The sequence below is a fragment of the Yersinia sp. SCPM-O-B-9106 (C-191) genome (assembly GCF_026183365.1).
Lineage (GTDB): Bacteria > Pseudomonadota > Gammaproteobacteria > Enterobacterales > Enterobacteriaceae > Yersinia > Yersinia rochesterensis.
In genome coordinates this window covers 75,366-101,227 of record NZ_CP110791.1, presented here as the reverse complement: position 1 = coordinate 101,227, position 25,862 = coordinate 75,366, and the positions used below count along the sequence as shown (strand labels likewise).

The following is a 25,862-nucleotide window of genomic DNA, read 5'->3' as shown; positions in this document are numbered from 1 at the left end:
AAACATTTTGCGTGCTGTTAAAAAAGCGAAAAACTCGCTGAGTCATTCGTCCGAGCCAGAGAGAACATAGCTTACAGCTATGACGCCCTATAGTGAGGCCCCAAAACAGTGCATTCATACTGAGAAAGATAAAATTACACATTTTATCTGTTACTTTATGGTCCTTTTAACCCCCATTCCCCCGTGTAATACTCCCGTTGTATCCTCTAGCGTTTTATAGCGCAGAGTCACAGTCCCAAAAGCACTGACAACCCGCCCTTGATTGTTTTTTAAGCTACCAGCATTGATTAATATATTATTTGAAGTGATGACCACTCCATTAAAATTATTAACTAATTTCGCTTTAATTTTAATATCAGCATGACCATATGAACCCACAGTCTTTATCAATCCACCACTATTATAAAAATCACCATCAGCCGTCATAAGCACATCACCAATATTTGAGTGAATATACCCTTCTTTATTATTAAGGATTTTTCCCGTAATATTAATGCCAAATCTCTCTTCAGTATTAGCAAGTGGAATCGGTCTTATATTTTTTATCGTCCCTTGTTGATTATCAATTAAGGAAAAACTCCGTAATATTATGTTTCCAGAAGATATTCTCCCATGATTGTTCTTAATAAATCGGTTTGAAGATATTATCAATTCATTCGTTGCATGAAGAACCCCAGAGTTTTTTACACCACGATTCCTAGAAAATACAAAAATCTTGTTGGCATACATCCCCCCCAAATGGGAAACATCAACACCTAGATTATTTTTATTACCAGATGAAGCACCCACTAATGATTTTACATTTACCTTTCCATTTATTGGTGCATAACTTATGCTATTTTTACCTATAATAGCGAGAATATCACTTGACCTTATTTCTCCTCCTACTTTTAATGAGTGAGCGAAAAGGTCTAAATAAGTATCATCACTGTCATTATGTTTCAGGCCACGAGTGCCAATATCAATGACACCACTACTCACTTGGTAACCACCAAGCTGTCCTTCCCCGTTGAACACCGGTAACCCAGTGGTTAAAGTCACATAATCAATATTACTAAAATAACAACCATCACAACTTATCCCTGCAGGGTTCGCGATAATGACATGTGCTTTTTCACCGGCAACAATAAGCTCGCCATTCAATAGACTTTTATTTCCTGAAGTCACTTCATTCAAAATAACCTTTGCTGACACCGTTGTTAAATTTGGATTTCCTGTCGCACTCGAAGCGGGAAAATTATTAAGCGATACTTTATCGTATCCACTACTATTTATTACATCAAATTTCACATATTTATTGTGAGATATACCTTTATCATTGGGGGTTTGGATATTTATCGCAGTATAATTAGCTCCAAGACAATGCGCATCTAATGCCTTACAATGTGCTTCACTCCATTTTATATATATTGAAGAAACGCTAGGTTGTTGATGTAAAGGAGCATTTTTATCAACAACAATCTCAGCATATGATAATGGAATTGTGAAATATAAAAAACAACATGGTATTATCATGCCATTTTTAATATTAAGATCAGAGTATATATATGCATTAATCATTTCATTCACCTATTTTATAAAAAAATAAAGTGATTTTAATACTCAAGCAATTAATACATAACTACAACCTTAAAAATACAATATCTATATATTAATTATGTTTATCCATTATATATAAAGACTAATATTTCCAGTTCACTACGAAACCAAATGCTAGAGGGTCAGTATTTAACTCCCTCGGCTTATCGAGTGGTAAACCGATATTAAAGTCATATCCAAACTGGTGATAACTGCCCCGAATACCCAATACCCCCCCGACTAAGCGGTTACCTAATAAAAATTGCCCCCCTTTTTTACTCACTTCGCCATAATCTACCCCTACATACAATTGGCTAGCAAGACGCTGATTTACCCAAGCAATATCATTTTTTAAAAACCACCCTTGCGGCCCAGCAAGTGCCCTACCGGTAGCAAATCCGCGCACTGAGCTTCTCCCACCAATGGAAAAGTTATCCTGTATCGCAAGATTTGAGCGAGTATATTGCTGGCTAAATGTCGGTTGATAATGAAAACGCTGCTCCCCCAATATAAAAGGAATATCCAGTGAAGCCGTGAGATTAATCAGTCTGCTCGCTGAAAATGACTCTTTATCCGGTGATGGTCGTGCCCCAAACCATTGGGTGCCTTGCTGATAACTAACCCCACCGCTCATGGTCGCCCAGCGGGTATAGTAGCGATGTTGTAATCCGAGTTGCCAGTCAACAGTATCCGACCGCTGAATCTCCACTTCTGAATCAGCAAAAAAACGGTTGGATTTTCGGATTAATGCCCCAGTGTAGCCCACGGTTTTATAATTGTAACCTCGCATCAACAGCCGTTGAATTTGTATATCCAATGATCGCCAGCGTGAGTGATATTTAAACGCAGTATTGCCCATCAACAAAGACTGATAATAATCCCCCCGGCTACCCGTCATACTCAATAACCAATAACCAACAGGGACGGAGTAATGTAGGGTAAGGTTACTGTTACCTTTATCATGATGATTATCCAGATCGCGCCCAGCAGAGAAATAAGCTAAATCACTTAATGATAATGGGTTATCTAAAAATAATGTTGCACCCACACGATAGCGGCCAACAGCATAATGCCCCGCATTATCGAGAAAAGTATCGATTCGCCAAAAGCGCGATTGCTGGCGTTTCACCACAATTTGGCTAGTTAAATCCTCGCGATTTAACACCACATCCATAGTCGCACTCACTGAGGGCAAACGCTGTAAATTCTCTAACCCCTGCTCGAGGTTCTGTAAATTAACCATTTCACCTAATCTACCGGGAAAGACTGTATTTAACTGTGCATAGTCATGACTGTCTTCATGGTGATCAATGCCACTCAAATTGCCAGGAATTAAGGTTAGGAATAAAGTGCCTTCCACATAACTGTCTTCGGTGAAAGTCACATGTGAAGTGATATAGCCATCAGTAACCAGTTGCCATTGAAGTGTCTTGCGCAGAGATGATAACCCTTTCTCATCCAAACAATGCCCCTGAGCCTGCTTTGCCCATTGCATTAAACGCCCCGCATTAGGAAAGGCATCAATATTAATCAGCTTTACTTGATTAATAACCAAGCATGACGAATCATCTGAAGAGCCAGTTTCTGCTGGTGTAATGGGTTTGCTATCCATCAGTGCATGTTTCAGTGGAGGTATAAGATTATTTTTTAAATTTATTTGTTGTTTTTCTAATATCGCTGTTTGAGTTGGATTAGTATCCGCATAAGCCGCAAGAGGTAAAACAAACATGAAAACCAAAAAAGAAAATAATACAGTCATAGCTCGTGAAATATTATAATATTTTAAAACATCTCTGGTTATTATTTTAAACTTCATGCAACACTCTCCATCTAAACTAAACCATAACTGGGTCATGCCATCAGAAAAGTTAGCCACAATACGTGGCTAACTTTTTAAAAATACACACGAATTTATTGAAATTATATTTAGTGGAAAGAAGTAATTTTAAATTACTAACCGTTTTGTTTTTTTACCGACAATAGATATATCACCATTATTATTTTCGATCGGATTATCAAGCATTATCTTTATACTTCCCCCCTGAGTCTGTATTTCACCGCTATTATTATTCAATCTCGCCGCGTCTATATATATCGATAGCTTATTGTTAGAATTATTTGATTTTATTTTCCCATGTGAATTATTGACTATACCATCACTGTATAGCTGTACTGTCCTGCCGATAATCGCTCCGCCCAGAGAATTGTTGATATTCCCTCTAGTAAACATCTGGAGTGCGCCAGTTGATTCGATGTCTCTGTTATTATTTATATTACCTTCGGAGATTATGCGTATTTTGTTAGCATACATTCCCCCCATCTGATGGACATCAACACTATCAAAGTAATCAGGGGTGCTCAAATAAGCGACTAGCGGTGATATTCTCATTTTTTCGCCCGGGGCCGCCACACTTACTTTATTTTTACCCGCAATAACAAAGAGGTCATCCGCCTGTACTTTACCTCTTATTTTTAATGAATTAGCGAATAAATCAAGATAGGCGGGATCTTTATCTTTCCCTTTATGGCTTAACCCCTGGTTATTTAATATTCCGCTATTAATATTAATGTCCCCACCCCAGACATTAAAACCTTGTAGTTTATTATTATCACTGAAATATGATTTACCTGTTGTCATGGTCAAATGAGACATATTGGAAAATGAACACCCATCGCAATCAATACCTGATGGGTTAGCAATAATAACATGGGCATCTTGACCTGAAAGTATTATATTTCCTGCTAATTGGCTTGCATGCGAGGATCTTACTTCATTCAAAATAATCTTTGCCGTAGTGCTTTCCAAATTCGGGTTACCATTATTCTCTTTGATTGAGTTATTATTCAGGATAACAACATCCTGAAAATGAGGCACATCGAATTTAGTATATTTATTATGTGACAATCCATTTGTATCTGGTGCCTGGATATTTATCGTGGTGGTTTCACCACAGCCCATCATAGAGCGACAAGGGACTGGCAAGGACAAGTTTGGCTCTATTTTTATATCTGCTTGCTGTCCCGCAGGTGCGGCCTTATCAGCAATGATATTGGCGGCATGAGATACCGACATTCCACATAACGACAGCATGATAGAGAGTGGCAACACGGATAATTTTCTTCTATTATTCTCATTTATGAAAATCATATTATTCCTCTTATAGAATAGTTGATATGGTTATTATATTAGTTACATAATGGTTATCATCTTGGCCGCATTACCGATGAAACCGATATCCATTAGCGGTTTTAAATAAAACAAAGTCAATATGATTAAATACATATAATAAATTAGAAGAATAAAAAAAATATATTGTCAAAAATTAGTAATACACATGAGATAAAATAAGATTATTGATAATATAAAGATAATTTAAAATTGAATACAATGAGACTAAATGAGATGTCACCGAGAGATAAAAAGATAGGGACGAAAAAAAACCCTGATATTGCTATCAGGGTTCTTAAATTTGGTCGGCGAGAGAGGATTCGAACCTCCGACCCACTGGTCCCAAACCAGTTGCGCTACCAAGCTGCGCTACTCGCCGAATCGGGGCGCATCTTACTGCTACGCGTCTGGGCCGTCAATCACTTTTTAACAACTCACGAGTGACTGTTGTTAAAAGCATCATTCGAGCACAATCAAGCTTCAGCTTGTTTCAACTGCGGTGATTGCGCCCGCAAGAATGGCAACAAGAAGAAAGCGGATAAACAGGCAGCAATGGAAATAACCACAAAGAAACCATTCCAGTGCCAAATTTCCATAATGCGAGCAATAGGATAGCCTGATAAGGCAGCACCTAAATAGGCAAATAACCCAACAAAACCGGTAGCAGCCCCCGCAGCATCTTTATGTGAGCATTCAGCGGCAGCCATACCAATAAGCATCTGTGGGCCAAAAATAAAGAAACCAATGGCGAAGAAACATCCGGCCTGCAAGACATAACTGACCCCTGGCATAATCCACAATGAGGCGACAGAAAGGAAAATACCAATAGCGAATATCAGGTTCATCGGCCCACGATTACCCCGAAACCACTTATCCGACCCCCAACCCGCAACCAGAGAACCGATAAATCCGCCCACTTCAAATAATGAAATTGCCGAGTTAGCTGTCATTAATGAATAGCCTTTCTCTTGCGTCAAATAGAGATTTCCCCAGTCATTGATCGCGGTGCGGACGATATAAACCAGTACATAGGAAGCCGCCAGCAACCAAAGATATTTATTGGTTAACACATAACGCTTTACAATTTCTTTGTTTGAAAGCCCTTGGCCTTCAGATTCTTGCACCTGTTCCATGGCATCATTACGCCATTTGCCCACACTTGGCAGCCCCATGGTGCTAGGTTTATCACGCAGTCGCCAACACATCAGCAAACCCACTACCACCCCGACGATGCCGGGGATAATCATGCCGTAACGCCAGCTAAAGTGCAGAGAAATAAAACCAACCAGCAAGGGAATTAATGCACCGCCAAAGTTATGTGATGTATTCCACATCGCCCACCAGCTACCGCGTTCTGAGCGAGAATACCAACTGGTTAATATTTTAGAACATGGCGGCCAGCCCCACCCTTGGAAGAATGCATTAACTATCCACAAGGTACCAAACACCAGCAATGAAGAACTCATCCCGAACAGGATATTAATAATCCCGGTCATGACCAGCCCGATACCCATAAAGTAACGTGGATTTGAGCGGTCGCTGATCATTCCGGAAATAAACTTGGAACAACCATAAGTAATATAAAATAGCGTGCCTAAAATCCCAACATCTGACATTGTCAGACCCAAATCGCTGAGCATGGCCGGCATAATAAAGTTGAAGCTTTTACGGGTAAAATAAAAAGCGGCGTAGCCGATATACATCGTCCACATTAATTGAATGCGCCAGTATTTATAAGACGAGTCAATTTGCGCTTGATCCGTTACCGCTGGTACGTTATCGCGACTTTTGAGGAAAGACCACATGTGAACCTCAGAAAATTTATCAAGTAGAGTCATCATGTCCCTCGTGCGTACAAAACCAATGAGAAAAACACCTGCAGAAAACGAGAATATTTCCTAGTTTTCATTAGCTGACAAAGAATTTGTGGGCAGGGTCACACTTAAGCAGGTACCCTGGTCCACACTAAGGCTAAAGCTTCCCCCCAATGCACTGACGCGTGATTGCATACCATGTAACCCATAACCTGGCGTTAATGTTGCCAAATCCATGCCTTTACCATTATCGCGAATGGTCAGGTATATCTTCTGTTTATCTTGCTTAGCATTAATCTCAATCCGACTGGCCCCCCCATGGCGATAGGCATTGGTGACCCCCTCCTGACAAATGCGGTATAGCGTAATTCTCAGAGTTTCGTCTACCGGAGAATCATCGAGCTGCCAATTAAGCACTCCAACTACCGATTGATCCTGTGGAATAAGCTCTCGCATCAATGCCGCAACAGCGGCTGATAAAGGTAGGTTATTTAATGCTGCTGGCCATAACTTCGCCAAAATATCATGGACGCCGTCGTAAACGCGTAAAGCCAGTGTTTCTATCATGTCGGCACTGGTAGAAATTTGAGGTTGTGTGGTGAGCCGTTTGATAATACTGGCTTGGGTGCGAATAACTGTTACCGTCTGCCCGACCTCATCGTGCAACTCGCGTGCGACATCACGCCGGGCATGCTCTTCAGCCACCACCAACGCTTTGGCTAGTTCACGGTTTTCATTCAGCCGTATTTGTAATTGTTCATTCAGCTCCCGCTGCCGCTGAATACCAGCCCCAAGCAATAAACCCGTTAAACTTTGCGCTAATAGTGATAATAATAAATCACGGTGTGAATCTAACCCTGCCGGAGTAATAATCAATAACACCATGCCATTGAGTAGAGTGGCCACTACCGCCCCTTGCCAGCCATAGCGGTAAGACATAAATACAATGGGAATCGCCAGACAGAAAGGTGCAAATAAATACAAATCTGATTCGGTGATATGATGTTGTAGCCAAATACTCAGGGCAAACAGCAGCAAATACCACATTATATGATTCAAACGCAGGTTAATTGGCTTATGTATTAGCCCCGGTTCCAGTGGAGCCCAGATCTGGCGCGCCAGATAATGCCACAATAACAGGCAAATCGGCGCGATAGTAAAGCCGCCAACCAACCCCAATAAGAGTGCCATCGCCCCCTGTTGACTGGCAATTTCCCATCCCAACGCTTGTATCAACGCCGCACCAATAATGACAGCGCCCTGCATCAAGGGCCATTTCCATTCATTGTCATTTTTCTGATGGCGCAATAACCAAGGGGAGGCGAAAACAGCCAACAAGGTGGTCGCCAGCAGGAGGGGAAGAGCAAACCACAATAACTCGGGGTAGCCAAATTGATCCGTTAGCAGCCACCAGAGTAACGCGTCACCCAACAAAATTCCCGGCCAATATTGCCGTGGGCTTTGTAATAAAATACCCATACGCAGGCCAAAAGGGAATAACAGCATGGCCTGTAACGGCCTATCAACCAATACAGTGCCAACGGACCATAAACAGAAAGCGGCAGTGATATAAATAAATAATAATGCCAGCAGCATAATCAAACGCTGCATCATAGATTCAATACCTGCTTGGCTAACTCAACGTTATTACTGACACCAAGCTTGGCAAATAAGTTAGCGCGATGAACATGGACTGTTTTCGGTGACAGGGCGAGTGCCTCGGCAATATCACGCACTTCCATACCTTGCGCCAACAACACAGCAACTTCTCGCTCACGACGAGTTAAAGGATCAACCGCAACACGGGCTAATTTTTGGGCAATTTCCGGCATCAGATACACTCCGCCACTGCCCACCGTACGGACAGCATTAACCAAGTCTTCTGGCTTACAACGTTTGGATAGAAACCCCCGTGCGCCGCGCTCTAGCGCCATTTCAACTAACGCCGGACTGTCATGCATCGAAAGCATAATAACCCCCATCCCTGAGGGGAGATCTTTTAATAAATCCAATCCGCTCTCATCAGGCATGGAAATATCACAAATACAGATATTCGCCTGTAAGCCCGGTAATCCAGCTCTAGCTTGCTTCGCGGAGCTGAATTCACCCACAACCTGGATATCTTCCTCCAAAGAAAGTAATTGGGCAAAACCTGAACGCACGATGTCGTGATCATCAATAAAGGCAACACGATAGGTCACGGTATACTCCAGCTGGCGGGGATTAGGTTGAAGTATACCGTAACATTAAAGCAACATTGCGATTGGTATCAAAAATCATCCTATATCAGATTATCCTGTATTAATTCGGCTGAGTCTGCCGTGTCGGAGTCTGACACCAGTTATTTTCTGCATTAATTCCGCCATCGGGTGAGGTATAGCCTAAACATCCGAGGACGGAGTCAAACAACTCAACCTGACGGTGACTTTTGCCGATGCGCTGTTCGGCTTGCAACTGCTCAAAAGCCGTGAGGTTCGCCGGTTGCGCCAGAAACTTATCTGATGCCCAAACCATCAATGGCACACGGAATTGCTCCGGCGGAGCCATCTCCCGTGGCGTGCCGTGGAAGTGGGAATTATCGTCGATAGATTCCCCATGGTCTGCGGCATAGAACACCAGCGCTTTCTTATCGCGCATTTCATCGATCACATTCGCAATAAAGGAATCGGTGTACAGCACACTGTTATCAAAAGCATTCACCAATTGCTGTTTGCTACAAAAGTCATCAACTCCCATACATTCAGGCTGATAGCGGGCATAGCTGCGGGGGTAACGTTGGGAATAGAGGTAATGTGAACCTTTGGTATGCAGTATCACTAAATGCTTACCGACAGGATAGCGCCCGAGTGATTCTTTCAATTCATCAACCAGCAGCATGTCATCTACTGGCTTATCATCGTTACGTTTCTCAGAAGCAATCAATTCCCGGAACGAATAATTATCGACGTTCGCATTATTGTAGAACCACATTTCGCTTTGCATCGCGAATAATTCGGAAGAAAAACCCAAAGATTTCATTACTGCGAACACATTTTGCTCTTTCAATGTGCGCTGTGGGTTTTCTTCCGTCCCCCCTTCCCGTACAAACATGCAGCGCAATGAAAGTTTGGTCGAGGTATCACAAGATATGCCACGAAAAGCGACTAAGTTCTTTTCTTTACTTAGGCGCGGGGTGGTATCCCGTGAATACCCCAGCAGCCCCATATGGTCCCAACGGGTAGTTTCACCAATGATAAACACAACATAAGTGTCATCAATACCTGCGGGGGCAACATAAGTATGGTGTTTCGCGGGATCATACATTGTCGCCGCATCATACTTTTCGTCGTATTGTGTATAAGCGTATAAACCCAATGCTGCCAACCAGTTAGAAGGCAGATAGGAGTGAGCAACCACCCCACCATAACTCGGTAAGTCTACAGTTTTCAGTTGTTCATCCGCGTGTTGTACTTTGTCCAGATAGCGAATCGGTAACCACACCAATGCCACAACCGCCACCATCAATAATAGAGGTTTGAGGCGCTGGCCCGGCGTTCGAAACTGCTCCAGTAAGGTGAATCGTAAGGTATTCTTCCAGATAAGTAACAAAGGTAGGGCGCTGACCACAATCATCCATATGACAAAATGCAACCCGATGACCTCTTTCGAGAGATCAGTATCCGTGGTCAAGACGGAAATGACGATGCCATAGCCAATCACAACATTGAAAAAAGTCATGTAATAGCTGGCAGCAACAGAAATCAGCACCAAAAGGGTTGCGGCTACGCGATAAAACCACCGGCCACCGAGGGAAATGACGCGCATGACAAAGAAAGTAAACAGAATAATCGCCATCACTTCGATGATAGCAGACACGACTTTTATGCTTTGAATACCTTGGCTAAAGGTGTCAAAACGACGATAAAAGACAGAGATATTCAGGAAAACACCAATATAAACTGCCAACAACAAAGAAATACTTTGCTGGGATAAAGATTTAACTCTGTCCATATAACGCAAGGTCTCCAAAGACACTATTTGCGGTGTGAATCAATCAGACAGTGAACCCCTCCTCAGGTTCAGTGTAAAACTAATAAGCACGCTATTGATCTCAGTTACAAGAATTACCTTAACCATTTTTAGTGGTTTAGTCTTCAAATTAACGCATAGTCCAGGCAGGAGATATCTGCTTATTTGTCGGTTAATGCGAGGAAAAGGAGTATATGCCCACAAGATAACTCTCATGGGCTGGCAAGTGAGGGTGATGATTTATTTGATATTCAATGTGACGTCAATATTGCCACGGGTTGCATTGGAGTATGGGCAGACAACATGGGCCTTTTTCACCAAATCTTCTGCTACGCTGCGCTCAACACCCGGCAAGCTAATATCCAGTTGAACCTCAATGCCGAATCCCGTCGGAATAGCACCAATACCGACGGTCCCTTCGATACTGGCGTCATCGGGTATTTTCACCTTTTCTTTTGATGCTACGAATTTCAGTGCCCCAAGGAAACAGGCAGAATATCCCGCAGCAAACAACTGCTCAGGATTCGTCACGGCCCCTCCTGCGCCGCCCATCTCTTTCGGGACACCCAATTTCACATCCAATACGCCATCCGAGGATGTTGCCCGGCCATCACGACCCCCCGTCGCTTTGGCTTTGGCACGATATACCACTTTTTCGATAGACATAGTGCTTTCCTTTCAGGGTCAATAAACATGAAGAGCATGTACGATTTGAAAGTATGGCACTCATTATGAAAAAGCCCCCAAATTGGGGGCTTTAGAGGCACTATTATTGAGAGAAACTGTCATTTATAAAAACAGTCATTTGGCTGGGGCGTCTATCTTGTCGTCTATCCGTTGCAACATATATGGATAGAATGGGTTCGATGAGATACGCATCAGTGAATCCAATCCAACCACCAAGACGGCCCGCTCACCGCGTGCAGCGAACGTCCCCAAACTGATACCGTATTGATCACGCGGCTCAGGATAGCGCCCATAAAGTGAGTCACTCATTGGGAATGGTAATGCCACATGAGATAACGAGAAGATATCCGGTGGATAAATCAGCCCCGTTGGCGTTGAAGTCTCATTGGTTTGACCCGCCAGTGTGGTTAATGCCACCGTTTCATTACTCTGCGGTGAAACATTACTAATAACAGTTACGCTGTAATTACGCGGTGGTGGCGGTAATAAACGGGCCAAAGCCGTATAAGAAGATGTTCTCAGTAATGGGCCGAAACTGGCGGCGCGGTTCAAGTCAAACAGCACCACTTCACTGCCATTCTTCGGCAAGTGGTTATAGAGGGCTGTAACAACAGCACGGGTACTGACCGTTGAATCCATTAATGACTGGAAAGTCAGAATTGGCGGCAGTTCATCCATTTTATTGTTTCTGGCATCACGCGCGATTTGCTGCTGTAACACAGAAGTAAGCAAATAAGACTGACGAGCAGCATTAACCGGGAATGAATTATATTTGAATGGGTTAAACTCGGGCACGATCCCCAACCAGGCCGCTTTTGCAAAGGCTGGGAAGATAGCTGGCCAACCCGCAACACCGGCAAAACGTGCGAAACTTGTTACACCAATCATTGGAGATATCAAGATAACCCGTTCAGGTTTTGCCAGTTTTGGGTCCTCCAGGGAGTCCAGCGTATATTTCATTGCCAGTGCCCCCCCGTTAGAGAAACCAACAACATGCAGCGGCAAATCAGGGCCACTTAGCGCTTTAGCCTCACGAACAGCCAGGCGGGTAGCTGCTAACCAGTCCTGCCATTCAACATCGGTCAAAGCGCCAGGTACGGTGCCATGCGCAGGTAAACGAATACCAACAGCAACATATCCACGTTGACGATAATTTTCAGCAATATGGCGCAAACTGTAGGGGGTATCAGTCAGGCCATGCAGTAATACGACCGCACCTTTAGGTTTACCATCGGGCTGCAGGATATAAGAACGGTTCCAGTCATTTTTAAAATGAGGTGGATAAATCGAGCTACCAGAATAATAGCGATTTAATGGAACCTGGGTTCTTGGTTCCAGTTTCTCGGTAACATTGGTCCGAACTTCATCGAAAATCTTGTTTTCAGCTGTAATGTAATCGGCCCAATTGGCTTTATCAATTTCAGCTGCGCGCATGTCATGCGGGACAAACGTATGCCAAAGTTCAAGCTTCGGGCCACGTTGTGTATCATAAATTCTTATCGCCAGTATGGTCACTGACATGACCACCAAGACCAGTATAATCCGTTTAATCCACCGCTTAATGGCTAGAGCTGTCATGGGTAATTACTCCGTAGATATATAATTTTCATTATTAAGGTCACTTTATCACCACCTGTCATGCTGTTACTTTAAACGCAAAGTATTAACTTGGTATATAGCGCGATATTAATAAAATTAACATCCAGTTCTTACTGTCAAAGAAATAGCCTTAAACAGCTTAATTCCCCGTTATCCATCTCATTTCACTATAGTATTAAATGACTCCGTTTAACTTTATTGCGGTTCTTTCGTGCCAGAACCGCTCATTTGTAGGATGGGATTCTATGAAAACGACTGAACCGATGGTCAAACAACAACCCGCGCATCAGCGAAAAGTGGATTATCTTCGTTTCCATCGCCCTCATGAGCATTTGTCTAATCCTTTCGGTAATGGTTGGTTTGCGCTGAAAGCAGAGGCCTTTGCACGTTTTTTTGGCACGCCGGTCTTCCTCGGAGCACAAACACTCATTGTCGTGATATGGATTGGGTTGAATGTACTGGGCGTGGTCAAGTTTGATGTATATCCCTTTATTCTGCTTAATTTGGCTTTCAGTTTACAGGCGGCCTATGCCGCACCGCTTATTTTGTTAGCTCAAACTCGCCAAGCGGAGCGCGATAAAGCCCATTCCGATGCCGATGCACAACACCGTGAAGCCTTGGCTATCGCAAATGAGGAACGACAAAAGATAGCAGCCCAAAATTCCGAGATAATGCTGGAATTACTACGCCAAAATACCGAATTAACGACTCTGACTAACCAATTAACCACTCGCCTTGAGAGTATGGCGTTGGAGTTGCACCAAAAGTTGGTGCTCAATACACCACCGCGATCCCATATCTAAAAATAACTCAGGCTAAAGATAATAATAGTGTTATCAGTAGCCTGACTTGAGGTAATCACGGCTATGCTTCGCTGTTTTCCACTTGATCTGCAATAATATGAACGGGTGCTTTACGCAACCAAACCCACCAGGCAAGTGTCATTAATGTTACCCAAACCAGACCAACATACATGGCAATCCGAGTATCAGGAAAATACCCCAGAACCGCGATAATGAAAGCCATAAAGATAATAGTGAGAATCGGTGCCACTGGCCAGAAAGGCACAGGGAACGCCAGGCGGGCAACATTTTCTTTGCTCATTGAGCGACGCATAGCCACTTGTGAGATAAGTATCATTAGCCATACCCAGACCGTCGCAAAGGTCGCAATCGAGGCAATAATTAAGAACACATTCTTCGGGATCAAATAATTCAAAACCACCCCGCATAACAGCGCTATCGCCATCACTAAAATAGTCATCCATGGCACGCCATTGCGGGTTAAACGGCTAAAGCACTTAGGTGCCAACCCTTCCTGTGCCAGGCCATACATCATGCGACCAGCACCATAAATATCACTATTGATCGCTGAAATAGCCGCGGTAATAACCACCAGATTCAGAATATTTGCGGCAGAACTTATTCCTAACCTACTGAAGATCTCAACAAAAGGACTGCCGTTTTGTCCAATACTGTTCCACGGATAAATCGCCATCAAAACAAATAAGGTCAAAACATAGAACAGTAAAATACGCACTGGGACAGTATTGATAGCACGCGGTAATACCTTTTCCGGGTCTTTCGCCTCACTGGCCGTCACCCCAATGATCTCGATACCACCAAAAGCAAACATCACTACAGCAAATGAAGCAATCACCCCCGTAATACCGTTTGGCATAAACCCTTGATGAGACCATAAATTACTGACCCCAGTGCTCTCATGACCGACACCAAAGCCAAACATCATAATGCCCAGCCCTGCCGCAATCATGACAATAATCGCGGTCACTTTTAGTAGTGATAGCCAGAACTCCATTTCACCAAAAACTTTGACTGAACACAGATTTAGCGCACCAATAAAGAAAATAATACTCAGTACCCAAACCCACTGTGGCGCATCTGGGAACCACAACCCCATATAAATACCGAACGCCGTGACATCGGCCAACGCCACGATGATCATCTCAAAGGTATATGTCCAGCCGGTCAGAAAACCTGCCAATGGGCCAAGATAGCGGCTGGCGTAGTGGCCGAAAGAGCCGGCAACCGGATCATGCACCGCCATTTCACCCAATGCGCGCATCACCATAAATACAGCAGCGCCACCAACCAGATAAGCGAGTAATACCGCGGGGCCAGCCAGACGGATGGCCTCAGCGGAACCATAAAATAAGCCAGTGCCAATGGCGGAACCTAACGCCATGAACCGGATATGCCGGGCGCTAAGCCCGCGTTTGAGCGTGGATGAATCATTCTTCATGGTACATTCTCGCAAGATTTGTGCCCTTTCAGGCAGGAGTTCAGAGAGGGTGATTCCGGTTACCGGAATCACCTACACATCACTGTTTTGTAGTGATTATTATTTATTGAAACTAATGATTTATTAAAGGCTAGGAAGTAGATGCGGGGGCATCAGTTCATTCATATGAAGCTGAGCAATTAGCTGGCTTGCAGCTTCAATATCGGGAGCAAAAAATCTATCTTTTTCGTAGTAAGCCACATGTTTACGCAGTAACAAGCGCGCAGGTTCCAAAGTCTCTGATGTTTTTAGGCCTTTTCGCAGATCCAGCCCCTGGCATGCTGCCAACCACTCAACAGCCAGAATGCCGCGCACATTTTCCGCCATTTCCCACAAACGCTTACCGGCACGCGGGGCCATAGAGACATGGTCTTCTTGGTTCGCCGAGGTTGGGATGCTGTCAACACTTGAGGGGAATGCCAGCCCTTTATTTTCGCTGGTTAGCGCTGCCGCCGTAACTTGCGCAATCATAAAACCAGAGTTTACCCCGCCATTTTCCACCAGGAATGGTGGTAGCTGCGACATGTGTTTATCCATTAATAGCGAAATACGGCGCTCTGATAATGAGCCTATCTCCGCCAGTGCCAGCGCCAGATTATCTGCCGCCATAGCAACCGGTTCAGCATGGAAATTCCCACCAGACAACACATCGCCCTGCTCAGCAAATACCAATGGGTTATCTGACACCGCATTCGATTCAATCGCCAAAACTTCAGCTGCCTGTCGCATTTGGGTCAGACAAGCCCCCATAACCTGTGGCTGACAACGCAGAGAATATGGGTCTTGAACTTTGTCACAATTACGATGAGATTCAGAGAGTTCACTGCGCTCGCCAAGCAGATGACGGTAAGTACTGGCAGCATCAATTTGCCCACGTTGACCTCTAACGGCATGGATACGGGCATCAAATGGGCTACGAGAACCTAATGCTGCTTCCACCGTCAAGCTACCAAAGACGGAGGCCGCTGCATAAAGGTCTTCAGCTTCAAATAAACCGCGCAAAGCATACGCGGTGGAAACCTGAGTACCATTGAGGAGCGCCAGCCCTTCTTTGGCTGCCAATGTCAGCGGCTGCAAACCTGCTTTAGCCAGTGCCGTACCTGCATCCAGCCATTCGCCCTGATACCGAGCTTTACCTTCTCCAAGCAGTAGTAAACTCATGTGTGCCAGCGGAGCTAAATCACCAGAAGCACCCACGGAGCCTTTTAGTGGAATATGCGGATAAACTTGTGCATTAACTAATGTTATCAACGCTTGAATGACTTTAAGTCTGATACCTGAGAATCCACGTGCCAAGCTATTGATTTTCAATACCATAATCAAACGTACAATAGCATCATCATTGGGTTCCCCAACACCTGCGGCATGGGAAAGCACAATTGAGCGCTGTAGGTTTTCCAAATCCTCCGTTGCAATACGTGTGGATGCCAACAGGCCAAATCCGGTATTGATACCATAAGCTGTGCGCTTCTCTGCCAATATGGCTTGCACGCAATCCACACTTTGCTGAATAGGTGCGTAAGCACTTTCATCCAAAGTTATCTGTACGGGATGCTGATAAATATGTCGCAAATCAGCCAGAGTCATCTGGCCAGGGCGCAGTATCATTGTTGTTTTCATGCTTTCTTCCCTTGAGTTGCGGCAATCATTGGTAGATTAAGGCCTTGTTCTTGCGCACAATTAATCGCGATATCATAACCCGCATCAGCATGACGCATCACACCAGTTGCCGGGTCATTATGTAAGACTCGTGCGATACGTTCGGCCGCATCGTCGCTGCCATCACATACCACCACCATGCCTGAATGTTGCGAGAAGCCCATTCCCACACCACCACCATGGTGCAGTGATACCCAAGTCGCGCCACTGGCGGTATTCAGCAATGCATTGAGTAGCGGCCAATCCGAGACAGCATCAGAACCATCCTGCATAGCTTCGGTTTCACGGTTAGGGCTGGCAACTGAGCCGGAATCCAGATGGTCGCGGCCAATGACAATCGGCGCTGACAATTCACCACTTCGGACCATCTCATTAAAAGCCAAGCCTAATTTAGCGCGCTGGCCCAAGCCAACCCAACAAATACGCGCGGGTAGCCCTTGGAAGCTGATGCGCTCACGGGCCATATCTAGCCAGTGGTGTAAATGTTCATCATCCGGGATAAGTTCCTTGACCTTCGCATCCGTTTTATAAATATCGTCGGCATCACCAGAAAGCGCCGCCCAGCGGAATGGGCCAATCCCACGGCAGAATAAGGGGCGAATATAGGCAGGAACAAAACCTGGGAAATCAAACGCATGGGTAACACCCATATCTTGAGCCATCTGGCGAATATTATTGCCATAATCAAAGGTCGGGATGCCCATATTGTGGAAAGCCAACATCGCTTTGACATGTTCGGCCATTGAAGTTTTGGCGGCATTCACCACTAACGCTGGCTCGCTTTGGGCTCGTCGACGATACTCTTCCCAACTCCAGCCAGTCGGCAAATAACCATTCAGTGGATCATGAGCACTGGTTTGGTCGGTCACCATGTCAGGGCGAACCCCACGGCGTACCAGCTCAGGTAAAATTTCGGCGGCATTGCCGCATAAGGCGATAGAAACAGCGGAGCCGGCAGACGTGTATTTTTTAATCCGTGCCAGCGCATCATCCAAATCAGTTGCTTGTTCATCGACATAACGGGTTTTGAGACGGAAATCGATACGGCTTTGCTGGCACTCAATATTCAGCGAACAAGCACCAGCTAAGGTTGCCGCCAGCGGTTGCGCGCCGCCCATACCGCCCAAGCCCGCGGTTAATACCCAGCGCCCTTTCAAGCTCCCGCCAAAGTGTTGCCGACCCGCCTCGACGAAAGTTTCATAGGTACCCTGCACAATGCCCTGGCTACCAATATATATCCAACTGCCCGCAGTCATTTGGCCGTACATAGCCAAACCTTTGGCATCCAGCTCATTAAAGTGTTCCCAATTCGCCCAGTGTGGAACTAAATTAGAGTTAGCAATCAATACCCTAGGTGCATTACTGTGAGTCTTAAAGACACCCACGGGCTTGCCAGACTGAATCAGTAGAGTTTCGTCATCATTCAACTGAGTGAGACTTTCCACAATTTTGTCATAGCATTCCCAGTTACGGGCCGCACGACCAATACCACCGTAAACTACTAATTCTTTTGGATTTTCGGCCACTTCAGGATCGAGATTATTCATCAACATACGCAGCGGGGCTTCGGTCATCCAACTTTTAGCAGTTAGTTTTGTACCACGCGAAGCTCGAATTTCAGTATCACGGAATCTATTTTGGGCAGTCACGGCAATTTCCTTCAACCAGTTTTTCAGGTATCAACGACATTACTTAGTTTTAATATTTATTAACATATACTCGTATAGACAAGTACAATCAAGCGCCAAAAAAACTGTAATAACCCACCACAAACCTAAAAAAAGATGACATTAATAATGTTTAAAATTAATCAGTTATAAAATTTCTTATTGGCCATTAAGACAAGGTGGGAGAATTTTCGACGTGGTTTTGCCGATAAAACCAGCATAAAATCGGTCTGTTTTTGCGCACGGAGTCACATATATTTCACACTAATTTTACATTGTGACATGCAAAATGCGCGATATGTCTCCATCGCTTAATCACATTTCCATCACACTTCCCCGACCCAATATTCATATTCGTCAGATAAATGTGATCAACTCCTGATTATTATTTGGTCTCCTGAATGACTACTTCTGCATTACTGAATGCAAACGTTGTCATTGAGATAGGAATTGCCAATACAATTGATCTTGCAAAGAAATTCGCTCTTTCTGCTTCAACTGTATCGCGCACTCTGACCCGGCCCGAGAAAGTCGCCGCAGCAACCGGTGAGCGCGTGATGAAAGCTATCGACGAGCTGGGTTATGAGGCTAATATTTTTGCGCGTAATCTTCGCCAAGGGGAATCGCAAGTTATTGGTTTGGTGGTATCTGATATTCTCAATACCCGCCATCTGCTGGAATTAGAACACACACGGATCGCCTATATTGGCGGTTATCTCACTGGTGCTTAGTTTCTATTTCATGTCGATAATGTTCTCAACTATCATTGCTCTGGGTATTTTCGGCTTGGGCGAACAAACCAAAAAAGCCTCTCCCTATATTGTAATGTCAATTGTGGGTGGAGCCGTGATGCCATTGCTCATGGACGGCATTGCTGATGCCTATTCAATGGCTCAGGGCTTTATCATGCCATTAGGGTGTTTTGTTATTATTGGGTTGGACGAGTTATTTTGGACAAAACTACATGCACAAAGCATCAACCAAAGTAATGGCTAAAAGTTCATTGTAATAGAAAGAAAAGTTATTATTTTTAGCATGTTAATGCCACCGACAAGATTCATTCTTGTCCGGTGGTTTCACGGATATATCACCATTTTTTTGTCAGAATAAAGCTCATTTACAGATTATAAATGGCAGAACATATCCATGCATCTAAGGTTGGTTTGTGCCAACTGTGATGGGTAGAAACTCTCGCCGAGTAGAGTAAAACCATTTTTTTCATAAAATGCCGATGCATTCGGTGTCGAGGAAAGGGTTAATTTTGTGAATCCTCGATCTCTGGCTTCCTGCTTGATAGCATCCAAAATCCGAGATGCCAAACCACGGCCTTCAAATTCTGGTAAGGTGAAAACTGCTTCGACACTACCGGATGAAAGATCTAAAAAACCTGTAGCAATAGCTACTTGGCTGATCGGATCATTAATAACAAAAAATGGATTACTCGCCACAGCCTTGGGATATCCCTCGGGCATCTGATCCGGTGTCCATGCGGTTAGTGTTTTCTCATCGTACACATTTCGACACCCATGTCTGATAGCCTGATTCCTAACCCACCATAATTGCTCGGCTTCACTCGGTGATGCTAACCTGACCTCCATCCACCCTCCTGTTTTTATTTGGTATACCCGTGGCCCCAAAATGATAAAAGCCCCGACTACACGAGTTAGTCAGGGCTTTTAAGGTACTACACATTTAAAATTAAACATTAATCAACTTAATAACGTAATACATATCTTGGTACTTTTTATAAAGATGTACATGTTTTTCAGGAATGTTTTCGTTTAAAACTAACTCTTCCCTCCAATATATTAACTGAATGGTAACATTCCCAGTTTATTACATTTAGCCATGCTTTTGATAACACTGGCTAAATCAGTACATCACCCTCGCGATATATACTCTTTGTTACGTGGCTTTACTTTCGTCGCGATATCCTCGATCTCATACTGATGCACACAAATCGCGAACATTACTATTAACAACAAAGCCTTACATCATCGCGTATCGTCCACAAAATGCGATTAAACAGATTTACTACATGGCCTTAAAGCATCATCGCATGAGTCAATTATAAGAAAACTCATAACGAATCTCACATAAAAAAATATTTCGTGACCTTTATCGCATTATTTCAAATTCGCTACATGGACACCGGTTAAATAAAAAGTTATCTACTCATTGCACCGGTGTTGAATTCCAATCTACGTGTTCTATATCAGATGTCAATACTGTTTTTAAGCACATGTCTTTATTATCAGTATTATTGAATTTTTATGGCTATTTATTGATTTAGACCGGTATAAAACTACCCATAATCAAAGGAGCATGTCGATAGAAGTATTCGGTCATAAGTGCATTTCAGTACGACAGGCATGGTGACTGTAAGCCATCAGGCAGATATCCGCGACTGCACTGCTGACTGCTGACTGCTGTGCTTGTCATATTTGAATTAGTCTATGCCCCAAATTCCATCACGTATCATGGTAAACGGGTCACATCATTGAACAACGCACGTTTTACTAATCGTAGGCATAACTATAATTATAATAAAAATCTCAACTCATTTATAATCAATTATCTAATAAGAAGAACTATAAGATGATTTGAAGCAAGGCATAAGTAACAATATTCTCTTGATAATCAATCATTAGAGATTAAAATCTTTGAAAGAGGACTGAATATAACTAGCGCTTTAGATATTGGCAGTAACAGTTATTGTTTATCTCGTCTTGGGTAATCATATGAAGTTGTTCGATGAGAGCGAGGGGCAGTGAATTAACTCTGCGAATCCCAAGAAATAACGATTTACGGAGATAGCATGACAAATTCAGCAATGATAGTTGATGACCACCCAGCCATTCATGAAAAATCATTACAAAGCAAAGATTTTTCAACTACTTATGAGTCAGCCGATAGCAATAAAGCTCTCGAAACATTAAAAGACAATACTATTGATCTGGTTATTATCGATATTGAATTTCCAAACTTTGATGGTTTTTTATTGCTAAAAAAACTGCAGCAATGTGGTTTTACCGGTAAATCATTATTATTTTCCGCTAAAAATGAGCATTTTTTTGCAGTGCAAGCACTACAGGCTGGTGCAAATGGTTTGATTAGTAAAAATATCAGTGAAATTCTTTTTGCCGCACAGAATATATTACGTGGATATTCTTTATTCCCATCTGAAACTTTGAGTCAATTAGCCGGGCAGCCTTCAAGCTATAAGCTCATCAATGGGACTCGCGTGTTGTCAGAATGGGAAATTAATGGTTTTGCTGATCTGACCAATGGTCTGGAAAATAAACAGATTAATGATGAGATATTTATCAGTAACAGAACTGTCAGTACCAATAGGATGCATATCCTAACTAAATTAAGGCTAAATTCTGTCATTAGACTGCCTGTGCCCATACCTATAATTTGCTCTAGTTCAGCAATCTCTGCTTTACCGCGCAGGATATTATCGCTACATCGTTGGTTTTCTTTACGCATTTTACTGTGTTGTTTAATGTTACTTAGCGGGCAACTTCATGCTGAAACCAAGATGGCGAGCCGTCAGGGGTGTGATGCCGGTCAACCATTGACAATACACAGCATTGCGAACAGTTACAGTGAAGACTTATTACTTCCTCCGCCCACGGACACCCGTCAAGCAAGCATCCGTACAGTAAAAGTGGGCGTGGTTATTGATGCTAATAACCCTTTTATTGTTAATCGTGATGATAATGCCATTGAAGGCATTGTCGCTGATTATCTAAAAATCATCAGTGATGCCAGCCAACTCTCTTTCCAGATGATTGGTTATTGTGATTACGGCTTAGTATTGAATGCATTGGAAAATGGTCAGGTAGATTTAATGGCCGGCACCCCGATGCCCACTCAACTAGGGATGATTGCTTCCCATGCCTTCTTTACTAACCGACATGTGGAAGTTCGCAGTAAGAATTGGGACCCCACTAAACGCACCCATCCGGAAACCGTGGCCATCGTGAATAACGAGCCTCTCTCACCGGAGTTTTTGTTTAACTATCATGCGGATAAAACTGCCGTATATCCTAACCAATTACAAGCGTTGCTGGCGGTTGCCTATGGTAATGCCGATGTGTTTGTCACTAATGCCACATCAGCCAACTATTTAATTGACCAATTACAGCTGCTGACACTGCAAATTCGTAACTTTGCCCCTTATCATTCGGCCCCTTACACCTTCCTGGCACTGGAAAAAAATCAAAAACTGATTAATGACATTAATCAGATTCAAGAGTTACTGTCCAGCCGGGCCACGGGCGAGATTCAACAGCGCTGGTTTGGCAGTAAGCATCATTACAATATTGATGCCAAATTACTGTTGACGGAACAGGAAGTTACCTGGATTCAAAGCCATCCTGTGGTGACCTATGTGGCACCACAGGATCTGGCTCCATTGGTTTTTCGTGATCGCCAAACTGGCAAGATAGCCGGTTTTTCTGTCGATTTGATTGATATTATTGCGCGCCAAACCGGGATTAAATTTGAGCCGATTTACACCCAAGATACCGGTGAAGGTATGCGGAATTTTGTTGACGGAAAAATAGATATGCTGCCGATTGTCGCGGTACGCAATGGCCAATACGGCAGTAACCTTTACTCCTTATCCGTCGCTCAATCTTTGTGGGGCATATTGACGCGAGAAGATCGCAACGATATCAACAACGTAGCAGATTTGGCAGGAAAGCGGGTCGGTATACCTGCGGGCAGTACCTCTAGTGGAACCATTAGCAACCCTCTTTTAGCTCAAAAAATCACCTTTGTAGAGGCGCCCGACACCATAACGTTGGTAAATTGGTTACAACAAGGGAAAATAGACGCGATGATCAAGATAATGATGACCGCTAACTACCTGTCAGCACAGAACTTTACTCCTAATATTAAAATAGTCGCTGTTACCGGAGAAGAGCCATTGATGATGACATTTGCCATCAATCCGGCACTGCCTGAATTAAAAACCATCATTGATAAAGTCATTGAATCTATCCCACCGGAAGAGTTAGACAATTTGATCAGTGAATGGAGTACATTCAAACCTAAACCGACCTCCTTTGATAATAATTATTTAGAAAATGAATGGCTGATACCGGCGCTGAAAATAAGCTCCGGCCTACTGCTGGTTTTCGGCTTGTATCTTTGTTATCTGGTGTTCAATAAACGCCGCCAGGCCAAGTTGTTACAGGCTCGTTTGCGGCAACAAGAAACCATTATTAATGCCCTGCCATTTGCCGTTTTTATTCGCACCACAAATGATGAGTTAGCCGTTTATAACAGCCACTTTGCCAATGCCCATCAAGATAAACTGAACGGCATGCTCAATCAGAAAACTGAGCAAGCCCACTGGCCAATGACCAGCCCACTTAATCGTGAGATAGATAAGTATTGTCACTATGTCTTACAAGACAGACAGCCCCAAATGGTAGATTTGTCTCTTGAAATAAACGGTGAGTTGCGTGATATCTTCCTGTGGATTATTCCGCTAGATAATGCGGAACGCAGCCTACTCGGTGGCTGGCTGGATATCAGCCAACGCAAAACTGTTGAGCGCGAACTGGAAGCTGCCCGTGTCGAAGCTGAAGGTGCTAACCGCACTAAGAGTACGTTCCTGGCGACGATTAGCCATGAACTGCGCACACCAATGTACGTCATTATGGGATTGCTAGAGCTGGAACTACGCAGCAACAAGCCGGTGGATAAAAAGACGCTGGCAACGGTATCTAATTCTGCTCAATCTTTGATGCTGTTGCTCGATGACATTATCGACTCCGCCAAAATCGAAGCCGGGCAACTGAGTGTCCACCCCGCTGTCGTTAATTTCAGTCAAGAAATAGAGCAAATCTTCTTGATTTATCGACCTATTGCCGATGAACGCCATCTAAAGCTCTCAAGCTGGCTGGATCACCAAATCCCTGATTTGGTGATGGTGGATATGCTGCGCATGCGCCAGGTGATGGGAAATCTATTAGGCAATGCTCTGAAGTTTACCGAACAGGGTGGAGTATCAGTGGATATCACCTGGGAGGCCATTGACGAGAAACATGGCGTAATGAATATCGATATTACGGATACCGGTATTGGTATTTCCCCTGCGGCGCAGGCCACATTATTCCAGCCATTCAGCCAAGCCAATGAGGGTAAATCACCGCGTTTCGGGGGGTCTGGTTTAGGGTTGTGGATCTGTCATCAATTGATTCACAAAATGGGTGGAGAAATAACATTAGAAAGTCAGCTTGGCAAAGGAACCAGCCTGTTTGTCACATTGCCACTGGAGGTGGCGACTGCAATTGATGTGCTACAGGACTCAACCCTTGTGCATGCAGATGAAATGCAACTTAATCAATTGAAAAACTTGCGTATTCTGGTGGTAGATGATTTACCCGCCAACCGTCAGTTACTTCAACAACAGCTAGTTTTTATCGGTATTGAGCAAGTTATGAGTGCCAAAAATGGTGCTGAAGCTTGGCAGATATTGCAGCAGTATAGTTTTGATGCCGTCATCACAGATTACAATATGCCGTTGATGAATGGCTATGAACTGGCCACCCATATCCGAAATAGAGCCGCCATGAAAGATATGGTTATCATCGGTTGCACCGCCGATGCGCGGGAAGAAAGTACCACTCGTTGCATTGAGGCCGGTATGAACGATTACATAGTGAAACCCGTGTCTATTGATACACTGCGTACCACCCTGCTTCGCCAGGAAATTATTATCAATAATATGGATATTATTCATCATCACACCGTCATTGATGTCACCGCACAAGATAATCCATATCAAGAAGTGATAATGGCGGCTGATAGTAAAAAACAATCCCCCCTTATAACGGCGCAGAAAAAGCTAAAATCACTCTCAAGGGGCAATAGCGAGGTGGAGTTGAAGTTATTGCAATCATTGCTGGAGAGTAATGTGCAAGATACTGCGGCGCTGACACAACTGTATACGCGCCTTACTGTCGATAAAGACAACATCATTTCTGCTGATATTTATAAAGAAATGGCGAGCTTGGTTCATCGAATTAAAGGCGGTGTACAGCTGATTGATGCCCTGACACTGGTGGAAAGCTGTATTAAATTCGAATCCCTACTACGCGCGCAGGATAAATATGCTGTCATTATACATGGCATCGATTACCTAATGTTATTGACTGTGACAAACCAATTATTAGTAGAATTAATTGCCTCATACACAGAAATAGTGAGTTCGCCACAATAGTGCAATGACCTAATCAAACAGGACACTTTGTTAGAGAGATAATAAACAACACAAACGAGTTGAGAATGCGAAGAAAAGTGTTTTTCCATCAGTTCAGCCAAGAATGTGTCCATCTGATGCTTCATGGTCAGGCTGTT

Annotated in this window: 17 protein-coding genes and 1 tRNA gene; 4 read left to right on the top strand and 14 right to left on the bottom strand. The window is 43.7% G+C overall.

The genetic code is table 11. The features are described 5' to 3' along the window. Positions 1 to 150: 150 nt before the first annotated feature. From OP863_RS00395 to OP863_RS00350, 10 genes are all read right to left on the bottom strand, one after another. Positions 151 to 1,560 (bottom strand): filamentous hemagglutinin N-terminal domain-containing protein, encoded by a 1,410-nt coding sequence (locus OP863_RS00395; protein ID WP_265525762.1) that lies wholly within the window; start codon positions 1,558 to 1,560, stop codon positions 151 to 153. Positions 1,561 to 1,681: 121 nt separating this feature from the next. Continuing rightward, positions 1,682 to 3,394 (bottom strand): ShlB/FhaC/HecB family hemolysin secretion/activation protein, encoded by a 1,713-nt coding sequence (locus OP863_RS00390; RefSeq protein ID WP_265525761.1) that lies wholly within the window; start codon positions 3,392 to 3,394, stop codon positions 1,682 to 1,684. A 129-nt stretch (positions 3,395 to 3,523) separates the two neighbouring features. Continuing rightward, the gene (locus tag OP863_RS00385; protein WP_265525760.1) at positions 3,524 to 4,726 is read right to left on the bottom strand and encodes a filamentous hemagglutinin N-terminal domain-containing protein; all 1,203 of its coding nucleotides are present in this window, start codon (positions 4,724 to 4,726) and stop codon (positions 3,524 to 3,526) included. 323 nt (positions 4,727 to 5,049) lie between these two features. Next, positions 5,050 to 5,126 (bottom strand) — tRNA-Pro (locus OP863_RS00380). Between the two features lie 94 nt (positions 5,127 to 5,220). Next, positions 5,221 to 6,552 (bottom strand): MFS transporter, encoded by a 1,332-nt coding sequence (locus tag OP863_RS00375; RefSeq protein WP_038639936.1) that lies wholly within the window; start codon positions 6,550 to 6,552, stop codon positions 5,221 to 5,223. 93 nt (positions 6,553 to 6,645) lie between these two features. Then, positions 6,646 to 8,175: a signal transduction histidine-protein kinase/phosphatase UhpB gene (uhpB, locus tag OP863_RS00370; RefSeq protein ID WP_265525759.1), complete on the bottom strand. Its 1,530-nt coding sequence runs from the start codon at positions 8,173 to 8,175 to the stop codon at positions 6,646 to 6,648. After that, positions 8,172 to 8,762: a transcriptional regulator UhpA gene (gene uhpA, locus OP863_RS00365; protein WP_038637496.1), complete on the bottom strand. Its 591-nt coding sequence runs from the start codon at positions 8,760 to 8,762 to the stop codon at positions 8,172 to 8,174. Before uhpA ends, uhpB begins: the two co-directional genes overlap by 4 nt. 100 nt (positions 8,763 to 8,862) lie before the next feature. Next, positions 8,863 to 10,551, bottom strand: coding sequence for a kdo(2)-lipid A phosphoethanolamine 7''-transferase (gene eptB, locus OP863_RS00360; RefSeq protein ID WP_145589335.1), 1,689 nt, complete (start codon positions 10,549 to 10,551; stop codon positions 8,863 to 8,865). Between the two features lie 258 nt (positions 10,552 to 10,809). Further along, positions 10,810 to 11,235: an organic hydroperoxide resistance protein gene (locus OP863_RS00355; RefSeq protein WP_038637498.1), complete on the bottom strand. Its 426-nt coding sequence runs from the start codon at positions 11,233 to 11,235 to the stop codon at positions 10,810 to 10,812. A gap of 135 nt (positions 11,236 to 11,370) precedes the next feature. After that, complete coding sequence (locus tag OP863_RS00350; protein ID WP_038637502.1) at positions 11,371 to 12,834, bottom strand: alpha/beta hydrolase; 1,464 nt, start codon at positions 12,832 to 12,834, stop codon at positions 11,371 to 11,373. Positions 12,835 to 13,100: 266 nt separating this feature from the next. Here OP863_RS00350 and OP863_RS00345 point away from each other — a divergent pair, with 266 nt between their 5' ends. Beyond that, entirely contained in the window at positions 13,101 to 13,658 is a 558-nt protein-coding gene (locus OP863_RS00345; protein ID WP_145589334.1) for a DUF1003 domain-containing protein, read from the top strand. A 61-nt stretch (positions 13,659 to 13,719) separates the two neighbouring features. Here the strand turns inward: OP863_RS00345 and OP863_RS00340 are convergent, their stop codons facing one another. The 3 genes from OP863_RS00340 to hutU all read right to left on the bottom strand — a co-directional run bounded on the left by OP863_RS00340 (position 13,720) and on the right by hutU (position 18,464). Beyond that, a complete protein-coding gene (locus OP863_RS00340; RefSeq protein WP_265525758.1) occupies positions 13,720 to 15,117 on the bottom strand; it encodes an amino acid permease in 1,398 nt (465 codons plus the stop codon). 123 nt (positions 15,118 to 15,240) lie between these two features. Next, on the bottom strand, positions 15,241 to 16,776 hold the full coding sequence (hutH, locus tag OP863_RS00335) for a histidine ammonia-lyase (protein WP_145589333.1): 1,536 nt from the start codon (positions 16,774 to 16,776) through the stop codon (positions 15,241 to 15,243). After that, positions 16,773 to 18,464 carry a urocanate hydratase gene (gene hutU, locus OP863_RS00330; RefSeq protein ID WP_145589332.1) on the bottom strand — a complete coding sequence of 564 codons (1,692 nt, stop codon included), beginning with the start codon at positions 18,462 to 18,464 and terminating at the stop codon, positions 16,773 to 16,775. Before hutU ends, hutH begins: the two co-directional genes overlap by 4 nt. A gap of 419 nt (positions 18,465 to 18,883) precedes the next feature. Between hutU and OP863_RS00325 the strand changes: the two genes are divergently transcribed. Both OP863_RS00325 and OP863_RS00320 read left to right on the top strand, forming a co-directional pair. Next, positions 18,884 to 19,213 carry a LacI family DNA-binding transcriptional regulator gene (locus tag OP863_RS00325; protein WP_235895054.1) on the top strand — a complete coding sequence of 110 codons (330 nt, stop codon included), beginning with the start codon at positions 18,884 to 18,886 and terminating at the stop codon, positions 19,211 to 19,213. Then, positions 19,188 to 19,478 (top strand): hypothetical protein, encoded by a 291-nt coding sequence (locus OP863_RS00320; protein WP_235895053.1) that lies wholly within the window; start codon positions 19,188 to 19,190, stop codon positions 19,476 to 19,478. Before OP863_RS00325 ends, OP863_RS00320 begins: the two co-directional genes overlap by 26 nt. Before the next feature lie 128 nt (positions 19,479 to 19,606). Here OP863_RS00320 and OP863_RS00315 read toward each other — a convergent pair whose 3' ends face one another. Further along, positions 19,607 to 20,080 carry a GNAT family N-acetyltransferase gene (locus OP863_RS00315; protein ID WP_050291875.1) on the bottom strand — a complete coding sequence of 158 codons (474 nt, stop codon included), beginning with the start codon at positions 20,078 to 20,080 and terminating at the stop codon, positions 19,607 to 19,609. A gap of 1,220 nt (positions 20,081 to 21,300) precedes the next feature. Here OP863_RS00315 and OP863_RS00310 point away from each other — a divergent pair. Then, on the top strand, positions 21,301 to 25,725 hold the full coding sequence (locus OP863_RS00310; protein ID WP_265525757.1) for a response regulator: 4,425 nt from the start codon (positions 21,301 to 21,303) through the stop codon (positions 25,723 to 25,725). Positions 25,726 to 25,862: the final 137 nt, after the last annotated feature.

Bases quoted from the DNA above. Each gene is read 5' to 3' on its own strand.
- OP863_RS00395 (WP_265525762.1), bottom strand. From the start codon at position 1,560: ATGATTAATGCATATATATACTCTGATCTTAATATTAAAAATGGCATG.
- OP863_RS00390 (WP_265525761.1), bottom strand. From the start codon at position 3,394: ATGAAGTTTAAAATAATAACCAGAGATGTTTTAAAATATTATAATATT.
- OP863_RS00385 (WP_265525760.1), bottom strand. From the start codon at position 4,726: ATGATTTTCATAAATGAGAATAATAGAAGAAAATTATCCGTGTTGCCA.
- OP863_RS00375 (WP_038639936.1), bottom strand. From the start codon at position 6,552: ATGTGGTCTTTCCTCAAAAGTCGCGATAACGTACCAGCGGTAACGGAT.
- uhpB (WP_265525759.1), bottom strand. From the start codon at position 8,175: ATGATGCAGCGTTTGATTATGCTGCTGGCATTATTATTTATTTATATC.
- eptB (WP_145589335.1), bottom strand. From the start codon at position 10,551: ATGGACAGAGTTAAATCTTTATCCCAGCAAAGTATTTCTTTGTTGTTG.
- OP863_RS00355 (WP_038637498.1), bottom strand. From the start codon at position 11,235: ATGTCTATCGAAAAAGTGGTATATCGTGCCAAAGCCAAAGCGACGGGG.
- OP863_RS00350 (WP_038637502.1), bottom strand. From the start codon at position 12,834: ATGACAGCTCTAGCCATTAAGCGGTGGATTAAACGGATTATACTGGTC.
- OP863_RS00345 (WP_145589334.1), top strand. From the start codon at position 13,101: ATGAAAACGACTGAACCGATGGTCAAACAACAACCCGCGCATCAGCGA.
- OP863_RS00340 (WP_265525758.1), bottom strand. From the start codon at position 15,117: ATGAAGAATGATTCATCCACGCTCAAACGCGGGCTTAGCGCCCGGCAT.
- hutH (WP_145589333.1), bottom strand. From the start codon at position 16,776: ATGAAAACAACAATGATACTGCGCCCTGGCCAGATGACTCTGGCTGAT.
- OP863_RS00325 (WP_235895054.1), top strand. From the start codon at position 18,884: ATGACTACTTCTGCATTACTGAATGCAAACGTTGTCATTGAGATAGGA.
- OP863_RS00315 (WP_050291875.1), bottom strand. From the start codon at position 20,080: ATGGAGGTCAGGTTAGCATCACCGAGTGAAGCCGAGCAATTATGGTGG.
- OP863_RS00310 (WP_265525757.1), top strand. From the start codon at position 21,301: ATGACAAATTCAGCAATGATAGTTGATGACCACCCAGCCATTCATGAA.